We start from the raw sequence: 19,484 nt of genomic DNA, 5'->3' as shown, positions 1-19,484 counted from the left end.
GCGTGCCGAGGGGGCCGGGGCCCGTCAAATGAGGGCCACCCGGCCGGCCGGGGGAAGACCGGCCGGGCGCGTCAGACGCGTTAACGCCCGACGGCATAGACGCGGTTGAGGGGGCTCTCGGCGGCGAGTCGCCAGCGGTGGAGTCCGGCCTCGTCGGCGATCTCCCGCATCGTCTCCTCACCCGCGTGGTTTCCCAGTGCCCGCGGCCCGTGCTGGGCCAGTGCGGACGGCAGACAGACGGCGACCGAGGCGGCGGTCAGCGCCCGGCCGACGGGGTGCACGTTCTCCTGGGCGTTCCCCGAGGCGTTCGGCTCGACGACCATGCAGGTCCCGCCGTCGGCCAGCGCCTCCTCGGCGTGGTGCAGCGCACCGCCCGGATCGCCGGTGTCGTGCAGACAGTCGAAGAAGGTGATCAGGTCGAAGTCCTCGCCCGGGTAGTCCTGGGCGGTGGCGACCTCGAAGCTGACCCGGTCGGCCAGCCCCTCCTCGTCCGCGATGCCACGGGCCGCCTCGATGGACGGGCGGTGGAAGTCGAAGCCGTGGAACTCCGACCGGGGGAAGGCCCGCGCCATCAGCGTCGTGGAGTAGCCGTAGCCGCAACCGACGTCCGCGACGCGTGCGCCTTGCTCCAGCTTCTCCCGCACGCCCTCCAGCGCGGCCAGCCACTCCGGGACCAGGGCGGCCGCGTAGCCGGGGCGGAAGAACTTCGCGGTACCGGCGAACAGCGCCGAGCTGTGCTCCTCCCAGCCGACGCCCTCACCGGTACGAAAGGCCTCCATCAGGGCGTCCTCGGTGGCGTAGAGCGCCTGCATCGCGGTGAAGAAGCCCGCCGCGTACGTGGGCAGTTCCGGGTCCGCCAGGACCGCGGCGTGCTCGGCGGGCAGCAGGTAGGTGTCGGTGTCCGGCGCGTAGCTGACGTACTCGCCGGCGACCTGCGCGGCCAGCCATTCGCGGACATAGCGCTCGACCAGCCCGGTACGGGCGGCGAGCTGCGCGGAGGTGAGCGGCCCGGCACCGGCCATGGCCGTGTACAGGCCGAGCCGGTCACCGAGCGAGGTGCACAGACCGGCGACCGCGGCCCCGCTGTCGGTGATCACTCGCTCCAGGAACGCCTGCACCCGCTCCTGATCCAGCGCCCCGCGCGAGCCGGCACCGGCGGACGTCGCCATGGCTCTCACCTCCTCGTCCCCTTCACTGCACCAGCACCGCCACCCCGCGCGCCATACGGGATTCGCCGTATACGGCCGGCGGCCGCGACCGGCCGACACTGGAGGAAGAGCAGGAGGTGCACCATGCGAAAGAAGATCGACTGCCGGGACTACCCGAGCGAGATGAACTGCACCCTCGTCATCACCGGCGAGGAAGAGGAAGTCCTCCGCGCCGCCACCGAGCACGCCGTCTCCGTCCACGGCCACACCGACGGCCCGGAACTACGCGAACAGATCAGGTCCTCCCTGAAGAACGAGATCCCCCAGCACGCCTGAGGTACGGGCACGGGCACGGACACGCCGTCCCTGGTGGGGGCGGCGGTCGTGTGGGGGCGGGCTCGGGGCCCGGGTGGCCTCAGTCGCCTTGCCCCACCAGCCATTGCATAAAACTGCTGGATTCCGTATAGTCATGCCATCAAGGAGGAGGGTCCATGACGGTACGAGCGGCAGTGGCCGGGGCGAGTGGGTATGCCGGGGGTGAAGTGCTGCGTCTGCTCCTGGGGCACCCGGGGGTGGAGATCGGGGCGCTGACCGGGCATTCCAATGCCGGGCAGCGGCTGGGGGCGCTCCAGCCGCATCTGGCTCCGCTGGCCGAGCGGGAGCTCCAGGCGACCACCGCCGAGGTCCTGGCCGGGCACGAGGTCGTGTTTCTCGCGTTGCCGCACGGGCAGTCCGCCGCGGTCGCCGAGGAGCTCGGGCCCGATGTCCTCGTCGTGGACTGCGGTGCCGACTTCCGGCTGAGCGACGCCACGGACTGGGAGGCGTTCTACGGCTCCGACCACGCGGGCACCTGGCCGTACGGGCTCCCGGAGCTGCCCGGGGGGCGCGCCGCGCTCCAGGGGACCCGGCGTATCGCGGTCCCGGGCTGTTACCCCACGGCCGTCTCGCTCGCCCTGTTCCCCGCGTACGCGGACCGGCTCGCCGAGCCCGAGGCCGTGATCGTGGCGGCCACCGGCACCTCCGGCGCGGGCAAGGCCCTCAAGCCGCATCTGCTGGGCTCCGAGGTCATGGGCTCGATGAGCCCGTACGGCGTCGGCGGCAGCCACCGGCACACCCCCGAGATGATCCAGAACCTGAGCGCGGTGGCCGGCGAGCGCATCAGCGTCTCCTTCACCCCGACCCTGGCGCCCATGTCCCGCGGCATCCTCGCCACCTGCTCGGCGAAGGCGAAGCCCGGTGTGGACGCCGTCGCCGTACGGGCCGCGTACGAGAAGGCGCTGGCCGACGAGCCGTTCGTCCAGCTGCTGCCCGAGGGGCAGTGGCCGTCGACCGCCGCCGTGTACGGCTCCAACACCGCGCAGATCCAGGTGACCTTCGATGCGGCGGCCGGCCGGATCATCGCGATCAGCGCCCTGGACAACCTCACCAAGGGGACCGCGGGCGGCGCGGTGCAGAGCATGAACATCGCCCTGGGCCTCCCCGAGGGGACGGGGCTCCCGAAGGTCGGGGTCGCGCCGTGACCCGCGACGGCACGGGGCGGCACGGCGGGACCGGCGGGACCGGAGAAGCGACGGAGGACATGCAGTGAGCGTGACGGCAGCACAGGGATTCACGGCGGCGGGCATCGCGGCCGGGATCAAAGCCCCTCTTGCCAATGGCAGCGGCGGGAATCCGGACCTCGCCCTCGTGGTGAACACCGGGCCCCGGACCGCCGCCGCCGGTGTCTTCACCTCCAACCGCGTCAAGGCGGCGCCGGTGCTCTGGTCGGAACAGGTACTGAAGAGCGGAGAGCTCACCGCCGTCGTCCTCAACTCCGGCGGCGCCAACGCCTGTACGGGCCCCAAGGGCTTCCAGGACACCCACGCCACCGCGGAGAAGGTCGCGGAGTCGCTGAACACCGCGGGGTACGACGAGACCGGCGGGCACAACGCCGGCATGATCGCGGTCTGCTCGACGGGCCTGATCGGCGTCACGCTCCCGATGGACAAGCTGCTGCCCGGCGTCGACAAGGCCGTCGCCCAACTCAGCCCGCACGGCGGTGAGAAGGCCGCCATCGCCATCAAGACCACCGACAGCGTGCACAAGACCGCCGTCGTCACCAAGGACGGCTGGACCGTCGGCGGGATGGCCAAGGGCGCCGGCATGCTCGCCCCGGGCCTGGCCACCATGCTCGTCGTGCTGACCACCGACGCGGATGTGCCGTCGGCCGGCCTCGACACGGCGCTGCGCGCGGCCACCCGTACCACCTTCGACCGGGTCGACTCCGACGGCTGTATGTCGACCAACGACACGGTGCTGCTGCTCGCCTCCGGCGCCTCCGGCGTCGTCCCGGCCGCCGACGACTTCGCCGAAGCGGTCCGCGCGGTCTGCGACGACCTCGCCCGGCAGCTGATCGGGGACGCCGAGGGCGCCAGCAAGGACATCAGGATCGAGGTCGTCGGCGCGGCGAGCGAGGACGACGCGGTCGAGGTCGGCCGCTCCATCGCCCGTAACAACCTCCTCAAGTGCGCCCTCCACGGTGAGGACCCCAACTGGGGCCGGGTGCTCTCCGCCATCGGCACCACGTCCGCCGTCTTCGAGCCCGACCAGCTGAACGTCGCCATCAACGGCGTCTGGGTCTGCAAGAACGGCTCGGTGGGCGAGGACCGCGAGCTGGTCGACATGCGCTACCGGGAGGTCCGCATCACCGCCGACCTCGCCGCCGGCACCGAGTCCGCGGTCATCTGGGCCAACGACCTCACGGCCGACTACGTCCACGAGAACAGCGCGTACTCGTCATGAGTGAGCGGAGCGAACGATTCATGGACAGGTGCGCGCTGTGCTCACAGCGGGACGAGCGAAGCGAGGCCGGCGCATGAGTGAGCGGAGCGAACGATTCATGGACAGGTGCGCGCTGTGCTCACAGCAGGGCGAGCGAAGCGAGGCCGGCGCATGAGCGCACGCAAACACACCGCGCTGCCCAAGGCCCGCACCCTCATCGAGGCGCTGCCCTGGCTGACCCGTCACCACGGCAAGACCGTCGTCATCAAGTTCGGCGGCAACGCCATGATCGACGAGGAGCTCAAGCGCGCCTTCGCGCAGGACGTGGTCTTCCTGCGGCATGCCGGGCTGCGCCCCGTCGTCGTGCACGGCGGCGGCCCGCAGATCAGCGCCCAGCTGGACCTGCTCGGCCTGGAGTCGGAGTTCAAGGGCGGCCTGCGGGTCACCACCCCCGAGGCGATGAACGTCGTACGGATGGTGCTGGCCGGCCAGGTGCAGCGCGAGCTGGTCGGACTGCTCAACGAGCACGGCCCGCTCGCCGTCGGCATGACCGGCGAGGACGCCCATCTGATGACCGCGACCAAGCACTTCGCCCAGGTCGACGGCGAGCGGGTGGACATCGGCCGGGTCGGTGAGATCACCGCCATCGACCCCGGCGCGGTCCAGGCGCTGCTGGACGACGGCCGGATCCCGGTCATCTCCTCCATCGCCCGCAGCAGCGACGAGGAGGACACCGCCTCCGGCGCCTCGGGGGCCTCCGGTGTCTTCAACGTCAACGCCGACACCGCAGCGGCCGCCCTGGCCGCCGCGCTCGACGCCGAGACGCTGATGGTGCTCACCGACGTCGAGGGCCTCTACGAGGACTGGCCGAACAGCGACGAGGTGATCTCCCGCCTCACCGCCACCGAACTGGAGAAGCTGCTGCCCGACCTGGCCAGCGGCATGGTCCCCAAGATGCGCGGCTGTCTGCACGCCGTCCGCAACGGGGTGCACACCGCCCGGGTCATCGACGGGCGGGTCCAGCACTCGATCCTGCTGGAGATCTTCACCGACGAGGGAATCGGCACGATGGTCGTGCCGGACGCGAACACGATCGAGGGGGCGACATGAGCGACGTGGCACACACCCACGGCCCGCCGACCAACGCGGGCCTCACCGGGCGCTGGCAGGGCGCCATGATGGACAACTTCGGCACCCCCCGTATCCCGCTGGTCCGCGGTGAGGGCGTCACCGTGTGGGACGCCGACGGCAAGGAGTACCTCGACTTCCTCGGCGGTATCGCGGTCAACGCCCTCGGGCACGCCCACCCGGCGGTGGTCCGCGCGGTCTCCGACCAGGTCGCCACCCTCGGCCATGTCTCGAACTTCTTCGTCGCCGAGCCCACCGTGACCCTCGCCGAGCGCCTGCTCGCGCTGGCCGGACGGCCCGGCCGGGTCTACTTCTCCAACTCCGGCGCCGAGGCCAACGAGGCCGCCTTCAAGATCGGCCGGCTGACCGGGCGCACCCATATGGTCTCCACCGCCGGCGGCTTCCACGGCCGCACCATGGGCGCCCTCGCGCTCACCGGCCAGCCCGCCAAGCAGGCCCCCTTCGCCCCGCTGCCCGGCGACGTCGACTACGTCCCGTACGGGGACGTGGAGGCGCTGCGCACCGCCGTCACCACCGACACCGCCTTCGTCATCCTGGAGCCCGTCCAGGGCGAGAACGGCGTCATCGTCCCGCCGCCCGGCTACCTCCGGGCCGCCCGCGAGATCACCGCCGCCACCGGCACCCTGCTCGTCCTCGACGAGATCCAGACCGGCATCGGCCGGACCGGACACTGGCTGGAGTCCCAGGCGCAGGGCGTCGAGGCGGACATCGTCACCCTCGCCAAGGGCCTCGGCGGCGGACTGCCGATCGGCGCGACGCTGGCCTTCGGCCGGGCCGCCGACCTGCTCACGCCCGGTTCGCACGGCTCGACGTTCAGCGGCAACCCGGTCGTCTGCGCCGGCGCGCTCGCCGTCCTGGACACCATCGAGGCCGACGGCATCCTGGAGAACGTCAAGCGCGTCGGCGAGCGGCTGCGTACCGGGACCGAGGCGCTGGGCCACCCATTGGTCAGCCAGGTCCGCGGTGTGGGGCTGCTCCTGGGTATCGTCTTGACGGAGTCGCTCGCGCCGCAGGTGCAGCAGGCGGCTCAGGACGCGGGCCTCCTGGTGAACGCGGTCGCGCCGGACGTCGTCCGGCTCGCCCCGCCGCTGATCGTCTCCGACGAGGAGGCGGAGGAGTTCCTCCGGAAGCTGCCCGCCGTCCTCAACACGGCCCGCCAAGGGGCCGACGGGGAACGACGAGCCGGAGACTGACGACAACGATGACCGAGCCGCAGGACAACGAGGCGCAGAACGGCGGCCAGGCCGTACCGCAGACCCGCACCGCCCGCCACCGCCGGATCGTGGACATCCTCAACCGGCTGCCGGTCCGCTCCCAGAGCCAGCTCGCCAAGCTGCTCGCCGACGACGGCCTGTCCGTCACCCAGGCGACGCTCTCCCGCGATCTGGACGAACTGGGCGCGGTGAAGATCCGCAACACCGGCGGTGAGCTGATCTACGCGGTGCCCAGCGAGGGCGGCGACCGCAAGCCACGGGCGCCGCTGGGGGAGTCCGCCAAGGAGGAGCGGATGCGCCGCCTCTCCGGCGAACTCCTCATCTCCGCCGAGGCCTCCGCCAACCTCGTGGTCCTGCGCACCCCGCCGGGCGCCGCCCAGTTCCTGGCCTCGGCCATCGACCAGGCCGAACTCCACGACATCCTCGGCACCATCGCCGGCGACGACACCCTGATGCTGATCAGCCGCGACCCGGCGGGCGGCCAGGCCCTCGCCGACCATCTGCTGCGGCTGGCCCAGAAGGCGCACTGAGCCCCTCCGCACGCGCTCCCTGGGGCTTCTCGTCACCCCCGGGGCGCCTCGTCCCGCCCCCGAGCGGCGGTTGTGCGGAGCATCCACCCGAGCCACTCTCTCCCCGCCGAACCGCATACGGCAGGATGGCAGTTCGCGCCGGGACGTCCACGGATGTCCCGGCGCCTTCACAGCCCTAGAGACAAGCAGGTGGCATGGTGACGAGACATCACATCCGGCTCATAGCACGTCCGCTCCTCCCGGTCGCGGGAGGAGCCGGCCGGTGAACCGCGCGGTGACACTGCACGACCTGATCGTCGCCGGCGCCGCGCTCGCCGCCGGCATCGTGGCCGGACTGCTGCTGCGGGTGGCCCTGCGCTGGCTGGGCAAACACGCACTCAAGACCCGTTGGAGCGGGGACGACATCCTCGTCGACGCACTGCGGGCCGTTGTGCCCTGGGCGGCGCTCACGGGCGGCCTGGCGGCGGCCGCCGCGGCGCTGCCGCTGACGCCGACGGTCGGACACACCGTCAACCGGACGCTGACCGTGCTGCTCATCCTGGTCGTCACGCTCACCGCGGCCCGGGTGATCACCGGCGTGGTGAGGGCCCTGGCGCAGTCCCGGTCCGGGGTGGCCGGATCGGCCACCATCTTCGCCAACATCACCCGCATCATCGTGCTGGCGATGGGTTTCCTGGTGGTCCTCCAGACCCTGGGCATCTCCATCGCCCCGCTCCTGACCGCGCTGGGCGTGGGCGGCCTCGCCGTCGCCCTGGCGCTCCAGGACACCCTGGCCAACCTCTTCGCGGGCGTGCACATCCTCGCCTCGAAGACCGTGCAGCCCGGCGACTACATCCGGCTCAGCAGCGGCGAGGAGGGCTATGTCGTCGACGTCAACTGGCGTAACACGGTGGTGCGCCAGCTCTCCAACAACCTGGTGATCATCCCCAACACCCAGCTGGCCGGGACCAACATGACCAACTTCACCCGCCCGGACCAGAAGTTGACGATCCTGGTGCAGGTGGGCGTCGGCTACGACAGCGACCTCGGCCATGTCGAGCGGGTCACCATGGAGGTCATCGAGAGCGTGATGAAGGACGTCGACGGCGGCGACCCCGACCATGAACCGGCCGTCCGCTTCCACACCTTCGGCGACTCCAGGATCAGCTTCACGGTGATCCTGGGCGTCGGCGAGTTCAGTGACCAATACCGGATCAAGCACGAGTTCATCAAGCGCCTGCACCAGCGCTACCGGGCCGAGGGCATCCGCATTCCCTCCCCGGCACGCACCGTGGCACTTCAGAAGCCGGAAGAGATCGTGATACCGCATCAGCGGGACCTGTCGGACACGGTGCCGCCGGTGCCGTAGGGGCGCCGGCGGGCCCGGCCGCCCCGTGCGGGTCTTCCACCGCCGGGGCGGTCGGGCGCAGCACCGCAGTTCAGCTGTCACGCCGTTCTTCGCGAGGAACAATCAGCGTCAGCCGGTCGGGGGCACTGCAGAACCATTCGCCCGGCCCGGTATCGGGCCGTAGCACGTAGACGCCCTTGCGTACGTCGCTGATGATGCCGGTCCGGTCGGCATCCTCGTCATGTACCAGATCACCCACCCAGGGATTCCCCGCGCCGTTCACCGGCTGTCCTTCCTGTGCAGTTCGCTCCAGACCCGCTTGCCCCAGGGGAGCAGGTCGGTGCCCCAGTCATCCGCCAGTCCCGCCACGAGCACGAGGCCGCGCCCGCTGTCGTCCTCGTTCCCTGACGGGCGGTGCTGTGGAGGGGCCTTTGACTTGTCCACCACTCCGATCCGCACTGTTGTCGGGCCGGGGCGACTGACGACCAGCCGGATCACCTCGCTCCGTGCGTGCTGCACGGCGTTGGTCACCAACTCGGAGACCACCAAGGCTCCGTCGTCGGCCAGTTCTTCCATGTCCCAGGCCGCCAACGCAGTCCGCACCAGACGGCGGGCGGTGGCCACGCTCTCGGGTCTGCGCAGCAGCGTTTCGATGTATCCGGGGTGCCCGGTGGGGCGGGATGCGGTCATGGTCATCAGGACCTCGTCGGTGGTGGGCTGTGAGGTGCCGCCCGCTTCCCCGAACAGGGGGTGGAGGCGGGCCTCTCTCCTTAGGGCCGCTGCACCGTTCCGATCAGCGACGCCCTGTATGCATCCAACGACGGGCTGTCATATGCCATGAGGAAAATCCGCCACCGTGTGCAGTACGGTCGACCGGAAATTTCGCCGCTGTCCGAGATACCGACAAGCGCGATCTGGATACCGTGCATGCGTGAAGGCGAACGAGAGTCTTGCCGGCGCCCTCGGAGAAGCGGGCTTAACCCAGGCCGAGTTGGCCGAGGCGGTGAACGACTACCTGCGGTCGCTCGGCCGGGCGGGCACCGTCAGCGACCGCACCGTGCGCCAATGGCTGACCGGAAAGACGCGGTGGCCGCACCCTCGGCAGCGGGAAGCCTTGGAAGCAGTATTCGGATGTTCCGCCGAGGAGTTGGGCTTTGCTCCTCCGGCGGGCAGACGTGGCCCTCACAGGACGGAGGATCCCGTGCGTCGCAGGCACTTCCTCACCGCCGCCACCGGAACAACGGCCGCCGTCGTGCCCCTGGTGGCCGCCCGGCCGTACGCCGTCGGCACCTCAGAGGTGATCCGCCTCCGCAGCGGCCTGGACGCCCTTACCGCCCTGGACGCCGCAAAAGGCGGGCACGAGGCCCTGGAGCGGGCCGCCTTGGCGGGTGCCGCCGAAGCGCTGGAACTACAGAAGCGGGCGGCGTCCCAGCGCATCCGGCAGCGTCTCTTCAGCGTGGCCGCCGACTACACGAAGGCCGCGGCCTGGTCGCTGCTGGACGCCGGCAGTGCCCGTCAGGCAACCGGGCACCTGGACCGTGCCCTCTGTCTGGCCGGCATGGCGCAGGACTCCGTCGCGGAACTTGGCGTATGGAACCTGTATGCCATGGCCGCCAGACAACAGCAGGACTACACCCAGGCCGTGAGCGCCGCACAGGCCGCCCTCGCGACGCGCATCACCCGGCGCGACCCACTGTTCGGCTCTCTGGCCCATGCACGCACAGCCGTCGGACAGTCCCCCCTCCAGGACCGGCAAGGCGCCCTGCGATCCCTGGGATACGCGGAAGAGGCGCTGGCCAAGGCCCCGGAAGACACTCCCCGGCCGGCTTGGATGGACTTCTACGGTCTCGCTGAACTGCTGGCTCTCACGGCGGTCGTCCGGGGCTACATCGGGGACGCTGCCGGGGCCGAGGCCGCATCACACCGCGCCCTGGCAGCCATCCCACAGCAGTTCCGCCGGAACCGTGCGATGGTCACGCTCCAGCTCGCCCTCGCGCAGCTGCACCAGCGTGACATCGACCAGGCGTGCGGCACCACGGAGAAGGTGTTCGCGCTGATGGACGGCACCCCCCTGCCGGGCCGGATGCGTTCCCTCTTCGGAGACTTCCACCGCGATTTGATCACTCTTTCGCCGGACGCCAACACCGTGCGCGAGTGGCGGGACCGCTACCGATCAGAATGGAGCCACACCTGATGACCTCCGCTTTGGAACTGCGCCACTACAGCCACGGCGACCTGCCGGAGATCCGGCAGACGCTGCTCGACGTGCACGCAGACGTGCACGCCGACCAGATGCCGGACGACGAGTTCCGGCAGAAGTTCCCGTGGTTCGTCGACCACTGGGGCGGACACCCCGAGTTCTCCTGCGTGATCGCGTACGACGGCGACGAGGTGGTGGGCTTCGCCTACGGAGCCCCCGGAACCGAGGGCAGCGAATGGTGGCGTGAGCACCTGGACCCGGCGCCGGAGAAGAGCCGCACGTTCCATTTCTCGGAACTGATGGTGCGCGAGCGGTGGCGGAAGACGGGCGCGTCCGAGCGGCTGCACCGGGCGCTGATGGGTGCCGGGGGCGCGGACCTCGGTGCGCTGCTAGTAGACGTGACGCACCCCAGGGTCCAGGCCCTGTACGAGTCCTGGGGGTACCGGAAGGTGGGCGAGGACCAGCCGTTCCCGGACTCCCCGGTGTTTGCAGTGATGCTGGTGGGACTGCCGCTCCCGTGACCCGGGAGCGGCAGTGGAGAGCCGCCCGCCCACCTAACTTCGTACTTCCGGCCCCCACCCCGAGGAGCTCAGCACCGTGGCAGAAGAATTCACCGTCGTGCCCGTCGCCCACGTGATCGGCGGACGCGTGGAACCGACGGATGACTACTGGGGCGGCACCCGCTCCGTCATCCGCATCGACTCCGAGCGCTACACCGAGGAGTCGGTGGTCGGTCTGGAGGCGTTCTCCCATATCGAGGTCGTGTTCCTCTTCCACCTGACCGCCCCCGGCGACCTGCCTCCCGAGCTGCGACGGCCCCGGGGCAACCCGGACTGGCCCGCGGGCGGTACGTTCGCCCATCGCAATATGCGGCGGGTGAACCGGCTGGGTGTCTCGCGGTGCCGCCTGGTCGCGGTGGACGGCCTGGACCTGCAGGTGGAGGCACTGGACGCGGTGGACGGCACGCCGGTGCTCGACATCAAGCCCTGGTTCGGCGTGATGGGCCCGCAGGGCGAGGTCCATGAGCCGGCCTGGCCGTCGCAGATGCTGGCCGACTACTACTCCGCCCCGGGCGAGTAGGTACCAGGACCCGGGCCGAGAAACCCCGGAAACGATCAAGGGCCTTGCTTCAGTGATCTGAAGCAAGGCCCTGACCTGGGCTGAAAGCCCTTACTGCACCGTCGGGACGACAGGATTTGAACCTGCGACCCCTTGACCCCCAGTCAAGTGCGCTACCAAGCTGCGCCACGTCCCGGTGCTCGTGCCGGCCGGAGAACTCCCGGCCGGGGCGTGCAGAAGAAAAATACCCTGTCCTGGCCTCTGAATCCAAAGCGGGGCCCCCGGGGGCGCTTCCGGGGCCTCCGGCGGAGGCCCCGCTTCCGTGGTTCGATGAGGTTATGGGTGAAATGTCTGCCAGAAACGCCCTCCGCGTGCGCCGGGTGTACGAGCCGCCGGAGCCGGCGGACGGGGCCCGGGTGCTGGTCGACCGGCTGTGGCCGCGCGGGCTGTCGAAGGCCGATGCGCAGCTCACCGAGTGGTGCAAGGACGCGGCACCCTCGTCCGAGCTGCGGCGCTGGTACCGGCACGAGGGGGAGCGGTTCGAGGTCTTCGCCGAGCGTTATCGCGAGGAGCTGGCGCGGGAGACCGCGCAGCGGGCGCTGGAGCGGCTGCGGGAGTACGCCGAAGAGGGGCCGCTGACGCTGCTGACGGCCACCAAGGATCTGTCGGCGAGCCATGTGAACGTGCTGACCGAGGTGCTCAAAGAGGGCGGCTGAGGCTCCGCGCCACGCCGGCGACCCGCCGCTGACCTGCATATTCATCGACGCGTTGACGAAACATACGGTGGAGTGCATACTTATACCCATCAGCGTATGCACCGTAAGGAGAAACCCGTGACCGAGCGCGTCGTACTCGCCTACTCGGGCGGCCTGGACACCTCTGTCTGTATCGGCTGGATCGCCGAGGAGACGGGCGCCGAGGTCATCGCCGTTGCCGTGGACGTCGGCCAGGGCGGCGAGGACCTGGACGTCATCCGCAAGCGTGCGCTCGACTGCGGTGCGGTCGAGGCCGAGGTCGCGGACGCCAAGGACGAGTTCGCCGACGAGTACTGCCTCCCGGCGATCAAGGCCAACGCCCTGTACATGGACCGCTACCCGCTGGTCTCCGCGCTCTCGCGGCCGACCATTGTCAAGCACCTGGTGGCCGCCGCCAGGAAGCACGGCGCCACCACCGTCGCCCACGGCTGCACCGGCAAGGGCAACGACCAGGTCCGCTTCGAGGCCGGTATCTCCTCCCTCGCCCCCGACCTGAAGTGCATCGCCCCGGTCCGCGACTACGCGATGACCCGGGACAAGGCGATCGCGTTCTGCGAGGAGAAGAACCTCCCGATCGCGACCACCAAGAAGTCGCCGTACTCGATCGACCAGAACGTCTTCGGGCGGGCCGTGGAGACCGGCTTCCTGGAGGACATCTGGAACGCGCCGATCGAGGACGTGTACGAGTACACGGAGAACCCGGCCACCCAGCGGGAGGCCGACGAGGTCGTCATCTCCTTCAAGGAGGGCGTCCCGGTCGCCATCGACGGCAAGCCCGTCACCGTCCTCCAGGCGATCCAGCAGCTCAACGAGCGGGCCGGCGCCCAGGGCATCGGCCGGATCGACATGGTCGAGGACCGGCTGGTCGGCATCAAGTCCCGTGAGGTGTACGAGGCGCCCGGCGCCATCGCGCTGATCACCGCGCACCAGGAGCTGGAGAACGTCACCGTCGAGCGCGAACTGGCCCGCTACAAGCGGCAGGTCGAGCAGCGCTGGGGCGAGCTGGTCTACGACGGCCTGTGGTTCTCGCCGCTCAAGCGGGCCCTGGAGGGCTTCATCAACGAGGCCAGCCAGCAGGTCACCGGCGACATCCGGATGACGCTGCACGGCGGCCGCGCGGTCGTCACCGGCCGGAAGTCCGACCAGTCGCTCTACGACTTCAACCTCGCCACGTACGACACCGGCGACACCTTCGACCAGTCGCTCTCCAAGGGCTTCATCGAGCTCTTCGGTATGTCGAGCAAGATCGCGGCCAAGCGCGACCTCGCCTGAGCCGACTCGTTGGATTCATCAGGTTGCCGCCTCCCTGCCCTCGCGGTGGGGAGGCGGTGGCACATCTACCGCAGCCTTGAGGAGCAGCAGTGAGCAGCAACAGCGGTGACGTCCGGCTCTGGGGCGGCCGGTTCGCCGACGGTCCGGCAGAGGCGCTGGCCCAGCTGTCGGCGTCGGTCCACTTCGACTGGCGGCTGGCCCCGTACGACATCGCGGGCTCCCGTGCGCACGCCCGGGTGCTGCACAAGGCGGGCCTGCTCACCGAGGACGAGCTCAGCCGCATGCACGCCGGGCTCGACCAGCTCGCCGCGGATGTCGCCGATGGCTCGTTCACCGGCACCATCGCCGACGAGGACGTGCACACCGCCCTGGAGCGCGGGCTGCTGGAGCGGCTCGGCCCGGACCTCGGCGGCAAGCTGCGGGCCGGCCGGTCCCGTAACGACCAGGTCGCCACGCTCTTCCGGATGTACCTGCGGGACCACGCCCGGATCATCGGCGGTCTGATCGCCGACCTCCAGGAGGCGCTGGTCGGCCTCGCCGAGACCCACCCGGACGTCGCGATGCCGGGCCGCACCCACCTCCAGCACGCCCAGCCGGTGCTCTTCGCCCATCACGTGCTGGCGCATGTGCAGTCGCTGTCCCGGGATGCGGAGCGGCTGCGGCAGTGGGACGAGCGCACCGCCGTCTCCCCGTACGGCTCGGGCGCGCTGGCCGGCTCCTCGCTCGGCCTCGACCCGGAGGCGGTCGCCGCCGACCTCGGCTTCGAGCACGGCTCGTCCGGCAACTCCATCGACGGCACGGCCTCCCGTGACTTCGTCGCCGAATTCGCCTTCATCACGGCGATGATCGGGGTGAACCTCTCCCGGATCGCCGAGGAGGTCATCCTCTGGAACACGAAGGAGTTCTCCTTCGTCACGCTCCACGACGCCTTCTCGACCGGCTCGTCGATCATGCCGCAGAAGAAGAACCCGGACATCGCCGAACTGGCGCGGGGCAAGTCGGGGCGCCTCATCGGCAATCTGACCGGGCTGCTGGCCACGCTCAAGGCGCTGCCGCTGGCGTACAACCGTGACCTCCAGGAGGACAAGGAGCCGGTCTTCGACTCCTGCGACCAACTGGAGGTGCTGCTCCCGGCGTTCACCGGGATGATGGCCACCCTGACCGTCCACCGCGAGCGCATGGAGGAGCTGGCCCCGGCCGGCTTCTCGCTGGCCACCGATATCGCGGAGTGGCTGGTCAAGCAGGGTGTGCCGTTCCGGGTGGCGCACGAGGTCGCGGGGGAGTGCGTCAAGGAGTGCGAGGCGCACGGCATCGAGCTGGACCAGCTCACCGATGAGCAGTTCGCGAAGATCTCGCCGCATCTGACCCCCGAGGTCCGCGGCGTCCTCAACGTCCCCGGCGCGCTCGCCTCGCGCAGCGGCCGCGGCGGCACCGCCCCCTCGGCGGTGGCGGTCCAGCTCGCCGAGGTGCGGGCCGACCTGGTCACGCAGCAGGAGTGGGCGACGGCCAAGAAGGCCACCGGTCTGGCCTAGCCGGCAGAGGTGTACGACGGCGGCCCGCCCCCGGAGGAGATCCGGGGGCGGGCCGCCGTCGTGTGCGTGGGGAGAGCTGGATGAGACATTCGTGTCTCATTCGGCTAGTGTGTGTCTCATGGCCTTGGATCGTGAACGGGTACTCAAGGAGGCCGCCGCCTTGCTCACGCGGCGGGCCGCGACACCGATGGACGAGATCGCCCGCGCCGCGGGCATCAGCCGCGCGACCCTGCACCGGCACTTCGCCGGGCGGGACGCGCTGATCAGAGCGCTGGAGGACTACGGCATCGCCCAGTGCGGGCAGGCGATGGACGCGGCCCGGCTGGACGACGGGGACGCCGCCGGCGCACTGCGCCGGCTGATCGCCGAAGCCGAACCGGTCGCCGCCGTACTCGCCTTCCTCTTCACCGAGAACCAGCTCTTCGAGGACGGCGAGATCAACGCCGGCTGGGCCGAGCTCGACGCCCGCCTCGGCGCGCTCTTCCGACGCGGCCAGGAAGAGGGCGACTTCCGGATCGATCTGAGCGCCGCCTGGCTCACCGAGGCCTTCTACGGACTGATCGGCGCCGGCGCCTGGGCCGTGCACGAAGGGCGGGTCGCCCGTAACGACCTTCACCACTCGATCGCCGAGCTGCTGCTCGGCGGCATCCGACGGAGCATGGAGAAATGACCGAGACCATAGCGTCAGGACCGGCCGGCTCGGCCCATGTGGACGACCAGCCCCGACCGGGCCGCTGGCTCGCGCTCGCCGTCCTCGTCCTCGCCGTCCTCCTGGTCGGCGTCGACGCCACGGTCCTCGGCCTCGCCACCCCCTTCCTCAGCGAAGACCTCCAGCCGTCCGGCACGCAGCTGCTGTGGATCGGCGACATCTACTCCTTCGTCATCGCCGGACTGCTGGTCTCCATGGGCAGCCTCGGCGACCGCATCGGCCGCAAGAAACTGCTGCTGCTGGGCTCCGTCGGCTTCGGCGCGATGTCGGTGCTCGCCGCGTACGCCACCACGCCCGAGATGATGATCCTGGCCCGGGCGCTCCAGGGCGTCGCCGGTGCGACGCTGATGCCGTCCACGCTGGCGCTGATCCGCAACCTCTTCCACGACCCCAAGGAACGCAGTCTGGCCGTCGGCATCTGGGGCGCCATGGCCTCGGCCGGTATGGCCGTCGGCCCGGTCCTCGGCGGCTTTCTGCTGGGGCACTTCTGGTGGGGCTCGGTCTTCCTGATCAACCTGCCGGTGATGGCGCTGCTGGTGGCCGTCGGCGCCAAGGTCATCCCGGAGTCACGCAATCCGGACCCCGGCCCCTGGGACATCCCCAGCGTCCTGCTGGCCCTGGTGGGCATCGTCTGCGTCGTCTACGCCATCAAGGAAGCGGCGGTGCACGGCTACCGCTGGGACATCGCCCTGGCGGCCGTCGTCGGCGTGCTCACCCTGTTCGTGTTCGTCCGCCGGCAGCTCACCCTCCCCTCGCCGCTGCTGAACATGAAGCTCTTTCACCACCGGGGCTTCTCCGGAGCGGTGCTGGCCGACCTGCTGACCATCCTCGGACTGTCCGGGCTGGTCTTCTTCCTCTCCCAGTTCCTCCAGATGGTGCAGCTGCGCTCGCCGCTGAACGCCGGGCTCGTCGAACTCCCGGCGGCGATCGGCGCGGTGGGCGCCGGACTGGCCGCCGGCTGGGTCGCCCGGCGGCTGACCGTACGGCTCGTGGTCGCCGGCGGCCTCGCCATGGTCGGACTCTCGCTGGTCGGCTGCACCACCCTGCACGCCGACACCGGCACCGCCGCGATGTGCGTGATCCTCTTCGTCGTCGGCGTCGGCGCCGGATTCTCGTTCACCGTCACCGCCGATGTGATCCTCTCCAGCGTGCCCAAGGAGGAGGCGGGCGCCGCCTCCGCGGTCTCCGAGACGGCCTACGAACTGGGCGCCGCGCTCGGCATCGCCCTGCTCGGCTCCATCGTGACCAGCATCTACCGGGGCTTCGCCGCACCGCCGGGGGTCCCGGGGGCCGCCACCGCCGCCGCCCGTGAATCGCTCGGCGGCGCCGTCGAGACGGCCGGCCAACTCCCCGCCGACCAGGGCGCGGCGCTGATCAGCGCCGCACAGGACTCCTTCGTCGCGGGCGTCGACGTCGCGGCCGGGGTGGGCGCCGTGGTCCTGCTGTCCGCCGCCGTCGCCGCATGGTTCCTGCTCCGCGGCCAGGAGCTGGCGTCCGGCCCGGCCCCGGCCGGGCCCGCGGCGCTCTCCACGGCCGCGGCGAAGCCGGGGGGCGACTCCGGCGCGGCGGCCGGCGACCCGGCGGAACGCCCGTAACGCGCTACGGCCGCTCCGCCGGACGGCGGGCACCCGGCGCGCCCCAGGGCGTGTCCTGTGGATCACGGTCCCCGCACCCGCGATGATCCACGGGACACGCCCCGGGGGCGACTGTCCCCCGCCCGTTCACGCCCGGTACGCATCCTGGTGACCGGCCGTCCGGAGCGGCTTGCTTGACTCTCCCGTCGTCCCCTCACGGACGGCCCGCTCAGGAGAGTGACGCAGTGCGCGACATCGGACGACGCTCCTTCTTCACCGCCGCGGGGGCCCTGGCCACCGCGAGCGCCATCGGCAGCAACGCCTACGCCACCGGCCACGCCCGCGACGCGGCCACCGCCGACGAATATGTCGACGTCCAGCTCCTCAACATCACCGACCTGCACGGCTATCTCCAGGGCGCCCCGGGCGCCCACTCGATCATCACCGGAGCCGGCGGAAAGACCTACACCGTGGGCGGCGTCGCCTATATGGCCGCCCACCTGGAGCGATTGCGCGCCGGCCACCGCAACTCCCTCTTCTTCGCCCCCGGCGACCTCTTCTCCGGCTGGGAGTTCGACGCCGCCACCTTCGCCGACGAGCCCACCATCGAGGCGCTCAACGCCATGGGTCTGGACTTCGCGTCGGCCGGCAACCACGAGTTCGACAAGTCCGCGAAGTTCCTCACCTCCCACATGGAGGACGGCGACAGCTTCCCCGTCGTCGGCCGCGACGACGACTTCGAGGACTCCACCGGCCGCCGCTTCCAGGGCGCGAAGTTTCCCTACTACAGCGCCAACATGGTGTGGAACGGGAACGGCGAGCTCGTGCTGCCGCCGTACAACATCGAGTACGTGGACGCCGGCGGCGGCCGCCGGCTGCCGGTCGGCTTCATCCATCTGACCGCCATCGGCACCGAGTCCTTCCCCGGCTCCTACCAGCCCGGACTGCGCACCCTCGACGAGCTGGAGACCGCCAACCGCTGCGCGGCGGAGCTCAGGTCCCGCGGTGTCCGGGCGATCGTGCTCAGCATGCACGACGGCGCGGTGGCCGGCAGCGACTTCTCCAGCGGCAGCAACCCCTCGGGGCCCGCCTACGAACTGGCGCTGCGCGTCTCCCCGGACATCGACGCCATCGTCACCGGCCACTGGCACTGCGCCTTCACGATGATGCTGCCCGACCCCGACGGCGTGCCCCGGCCGTTCGTCGAGGCCGGCTGCTACGGCCAGCTCGTCAACGAGATCACTCTGCGCCTCGACCCCGACACCGGCGCGGTGATCCGGGAGCTGACCACCGCCACCAACCACCCCAACACCCGCGATGTCACACCGGACCCGGACCTGAAGTCGATCGCCGGCTACTGGGCGGACTACGGCAGCCGCCGCGCCCGCAGCCGCCTGGGCACCCAGACCGCCTCCTTCACCCGGCGGCGCAACGCGGTGGGGGAGTCCACCATGGGCAACCTCGTCGCCGACTGGGCGCTGTGGGCGGGCCGGCAGCCGCTCGGCCCGATGGACGATCCCGCCGACCACCCCAACACCCCCGCGGACCTCGCCGTCATCGCGGTCGCGCCACGCGTCGGCCAGGCCGTGATCGCCGGCGATCTGATCCGCGACGAGGAGACGGGCGGCACCGTCACCTTCGCGCAGGCCTGGAACTCCGTCGGCTTCGGCGACCCGATCATGACCGTCACCGTCACCGGCCGGCAGCTGCACGACGCCCTGGAGGAGCAGTGGGCCCCGACCGCCGGCGGCGGCCTCGGCTTCTCCCCGCTGGCCGTCTCCGCCAACGTCCGCTACACCTTCGACGCCGCGGGAGCGGTCGGCCGGCGGATCGACCCGGCCGAGGTCTTCATCGACGGCACCGCCCTCGACCTCACCCGCCGCTACCGGCTCGCCGCCCCCTCCTACACCCTCATCAACCAGGACGGCTTCAGCGCCTTCACCGGCTTCACCGCACCGGTCCGGCACACCCGTGACTTCGAGAGCTTTGTCTCCTTCATCCGCGCCATGAAGCAGCTGAAGCCCGCCCCGTTGAACCGGGTGGCGGTCAAGAACGCGGGGGTGCCCGGCGCCCGCACCGGCACCGTCACCCAGCGCCAGCAGCTGCTCCAGCCCGACGGCAGCATGGTGCCGCGCCCCGAGGCGGCCCTGCGTACGGCCCTGACCGGCGGCGCCGAGGGCCAGCGCGCCCCCGGCGGCTTCCGGGTCCCCTGCTGACCCGCCCGCACCGCAGCGGATACGACAACGGGCCCCATC

19 protein-coding genes and 1 tRNA gene are annotated in these 19,484 nt (G+C 70.8%); 16 read left to right on the top strand and 4 right to left on the bottom strand.

Going from position 1 to position 19,484, the window contains the following annotated elements:
- Nucleotides 1-80: 80 nt before the first annotated feature.
- On the bottom strand, nucleotides 81-1,169 hold the full coding sequence (locus QT196_RS08100; RefSeq protein WP_266736062.1) for a class I SAM-dependent methyltransferase: 1,089 nt from the start codon (nucleotides 1,167-1,169) through the stop codon (nucleotides 81-83).
- 123 nt (nucleotides 1,170-1,292) lie between these two features.
- Here QT196_RS08100 and QT196_RS08095 point away from each other — a divergent pair, with 123 nt between their 5' ends.
- From QT196_RS08095 to QT196_RS08065, 7 genes are all read left to right on the top strand, one after another.
- On the top strand, nucleotides 1,293-1,484 hold the full coding sequence (locus tag QT196_RS08095; protein WP_290354666.1) for a DUF1059 domain-containing protein: 192 nt from the start codon (nucleotides 1,293-1,295) through the stop codon (nucleotides 1,482-1,484).
- A 155-nt stretch (nucleotides 1,485-1,639) separates the two neighbouring features.
- The gene (gene argC / locus QT196_RS08090) at nucleotides 1,640-2,668 is read left to right on the top strand and encodes an N-acetyl-gamma-glutamyl-phosphate reductase (RefSeq protein WP_290354665.1); all 1,029 of its coding nucleotides are present in this window, start codon (nucleotides 1,640-1,642) and stop codon (nucleotides 2,666-2,668) included.
- A 64-nt stretch (nucleotides 2,669-2,732) separates the two neighbouring features.
- Nucleotides 2,733-3,929, top strand: coding sequence for a bifunctional glutamate N-acetyltransferase/amino-acid acetyltransferase ArgJ (gene argJ, locus QT196_RS08085; protein WP_168478268.1), 1,197 nt, complete (start codon nucleotides 2,733-2,735; stop codon nucleotides 3,927-3,929).
- A gap of 150 nt (nucleotides 3,930-4,079) precedes the next feature.
- Nucleotides 4,080-5,018 (top strand): acetylglutamate kinase, encoded by a 939-nt coding sequence (gene argB, locus QT196_RS08080; RefSeq protein WP_168478267.1) that lies wholly within the window; start codon nucleotides 4,080-4,082, stop codon nucleotides 5,016-5,018.
- A complete protein-coding gene (locus QT196_RS08075; protein WP_290354664.1) occupies nucleotides 5,015-6,250 on the top strand; it encodes an acetylornithine transaminase in 1,236 nt (411 codons plus the stop codon). Before argB ends, QT196_RS08075 begins: the two co-directional genes overlap by 4 nt.
- 8 nt (nucleotides 6,251-6,258) lie before the next feature.
- The gene (locus QT196_RS08070; protein WP_042157018.1) at nucleotides 6,259-6,801 is read left to right on the top strand and encodes an arginine repressor; all 543 of its coding nucleotides are present in this window, start codon (nucleotides 6,259-6,261) and stop codon (nucleotides 6,799-6,801) included.
- A gap of 262 nt (nucleotides 6,802-7,063) precedes the next feature.
- Nucleotides 7,064-8,149: a mechanosensitive ion channel family protein gene (locus QT196_RS08065; RefSeq protein ID WP_290354663.1), complete on the top strand. Its 1,086-nt coding sequence runs from the start codon at nucleotides 7,064-7,066 to the stop codon at nucleotides 8,147-8,149.
- 70 nt (nucleotides 8,150-8,219) lie between these two features.
- Here the strand turns inward: QT196_RS08065 and QT196_RS08060 are convergent, their stop codons facing one another.
- Both QT196_RS08060 and QT196_RS08055 read right to left on the bottom strand, forming a co-directional pair.
- Complete coding sequence (locus tag QT196_RS08060) at nucleotides 8,220-8,411, bottom strand: hypothetical protein (RefSeq protein ID WP_127149986.1); 192 nt, start codon at nucleotides 8,409-8,411, stop codon at nucleotides 8,220-8,222.
- A complete protein-coding gene (locus QT196_RS08055; RefSeq protein WP_290354662.1) occupies nucleotides 8,408-8,824 on the bottom strand; it encodes an ATP-binding protein in 417 nt (138 codons plus the stop codon). The genes QT196_RS08060 and QT196_RS08055 overlap by 4 nt, the downstream gene beginning before the upstream one ends.
- Nucleotides 8,825-9,329: 505 nt before the next feature.
- Here QT196_RS08055 and QT196_RS08050 point away from each other — a divergent pair.
- The 3 genes from QT196_RS08050 to QT196_RS08040 all read left to right on the top strand — a co-directional run bounded on the left by QT196_RS08050 (nucleotide 9,330) and on the right by QT196_RS08040 (nucleotide 11,408).
- Nucleotides 9,330-10,322: a hypothetical protein gene (locus QT196_RS08050; protein WP_356948459.1), complete on the top strand. Its 993-nt coding sequence runs from the start codon at nucleotides 9,330-9,332 to the stop codon at nucleotides 10,320-10,322.
- Nucleotides 10,322-10,849 (top strand): GNAT family N-acetyltransferase, encoded by a 528-nt coding sequence (locus QT196_RS08045; RefSeq protein WP_290354660.1) that lies wholly within the window; start codon nucleotides 10,322-10,324, stop codon nucleotides 10,847-10,849. The genes QT196_RS08050 and QT196_RS08045 overlap by 1 nt, the downstream gene beginning before the upstream one ends.
- Nucleotides 10,850-10,925: 76 nt before the next feature.
- Nucleotides 10,926-11,408 (top strand): SAM-dependent methyltransferase, encoded by a 483-nt coding sequence (locus QT196_RS08040; RefSeq protein ID WP_290354659.1) that lies wholly within the window; start codon nucleotides 10,926-10,928, stop codon nucleotides 11,406-11,408.
- A gap of 101 nt (nucleotides 11,409-11,509) precedes the next feature.
- On the opposite strand, the gene QT196_RS08035 is transcribed toward QT196_RS08040, so the two are convergent.
- A tRNA-Pro gene (locus tag QT196_RS08035) sits at nucleotides 11,510-11,583 on the bottom strand.
- A gap of 151 nt (nucleotides 11,584-11,734) precedes the next feature.
- On the opposite strand from QT196_RS08035, the gene QT196_RS08030 reads away from it, so the two are divergent.
- The 6 genes from QT196_RS08030 to QT196_RS08005 all read left to right on the top strand — a co-directional run bounded on the left by QT196_RS08030 (nucleotide 11,735) and on the right by QT196_RS08005 (nucleotide 19,445).
- Nucleotides 11,735-12,103, top strand: coding sequence for a DUF488 family protein (locus tag QT196_RS08030; protein ID WP_290354658.1), 369 nt, complete (start codon nucleotides 11,735-11,737; stop codon nucleotides 12,101-12,103).
- Nucleotides 12,104-12,220: 117 nt separating this feature from the next.
- A complete protein-coding gene (locus QT196_RS08025; protein WP_290354657.1) occupies nucleotides 12,221-13,414 on the top strand; it encodes an argininosuccinate synthase in 1,194 nt (397 codons plus the stop codon).
- 89 nt (nucleotides 13,415-13,503) lie between these two features.
- Nucleotides 13,504-14,946 (top strand): argininosuccinate lyase, encoded by a 1,443-nt coding sequence (gene argH / locus QT196_RS08020; RefSeq protein ID WP_266736077.1) that lies wholly within the window; start codon nucleotides 13,504-13,506, stop codon nucleotides 14,944-14,946.
- 118 nt (nucleotides 14,947-15,064) lie between these two features.
- Nucleotides 15,065-15,616 (top strand): TetR/AcrR family transcriptional regulator, encoded by a 552-nt coding sequence (locus QT196_RS08015; RefSeq protein ID WP_266736079.1) that lies wholly within the window; start codon nucleotides 15,065-15,067, stop codon nucleotides 15,614-15,616.
- The gene (locus tag QT196_RS08010) at nucleotides 15,613-17,250 is read left to right on the top strand and encodes an MFS transporter (RefSeq protein WP_266736081.1); all 1,638 of its coding nucleotides are present in this window, start codon (nucleotides 15,613-15,615) and stop codon (nucleotides 17,248-17,250) included. Before QT196_RS08015 ends, QT196_RS08010 begins: the two co-directional genes overlap by 4 nt.
- Nucleotides 17,251-17,474: 224 nt before the next feature.
- Nucleotides 17,475-19,445, top strand: coding sequence for a bifunctional metallophosphatase/5'-nucleotidase (locus QT196_RS08005; protein WP_168478256.1), 1,971 nt, complete (start codon nucleotides 17,475-17,477; stop codon nucleotides 19,443-19,445).
- The last annotated feature ends 39 nt before the right edge of the window (nucleotides 19,446-19,484 follow it).

The sequence above is a fragment of the Streptomyces sp. P9-2B-2 genome (assembly GCF_030406865.1).
Lineage (GTDB): Bacteria > Actinomycetota > Actinomycetes > Streptomycetales > Streptomycetaceae > Streptomyces > Streptomyces platensis.
This window is presented reverse-complemented; position numbering and strand designations above follow the sequence as displayed.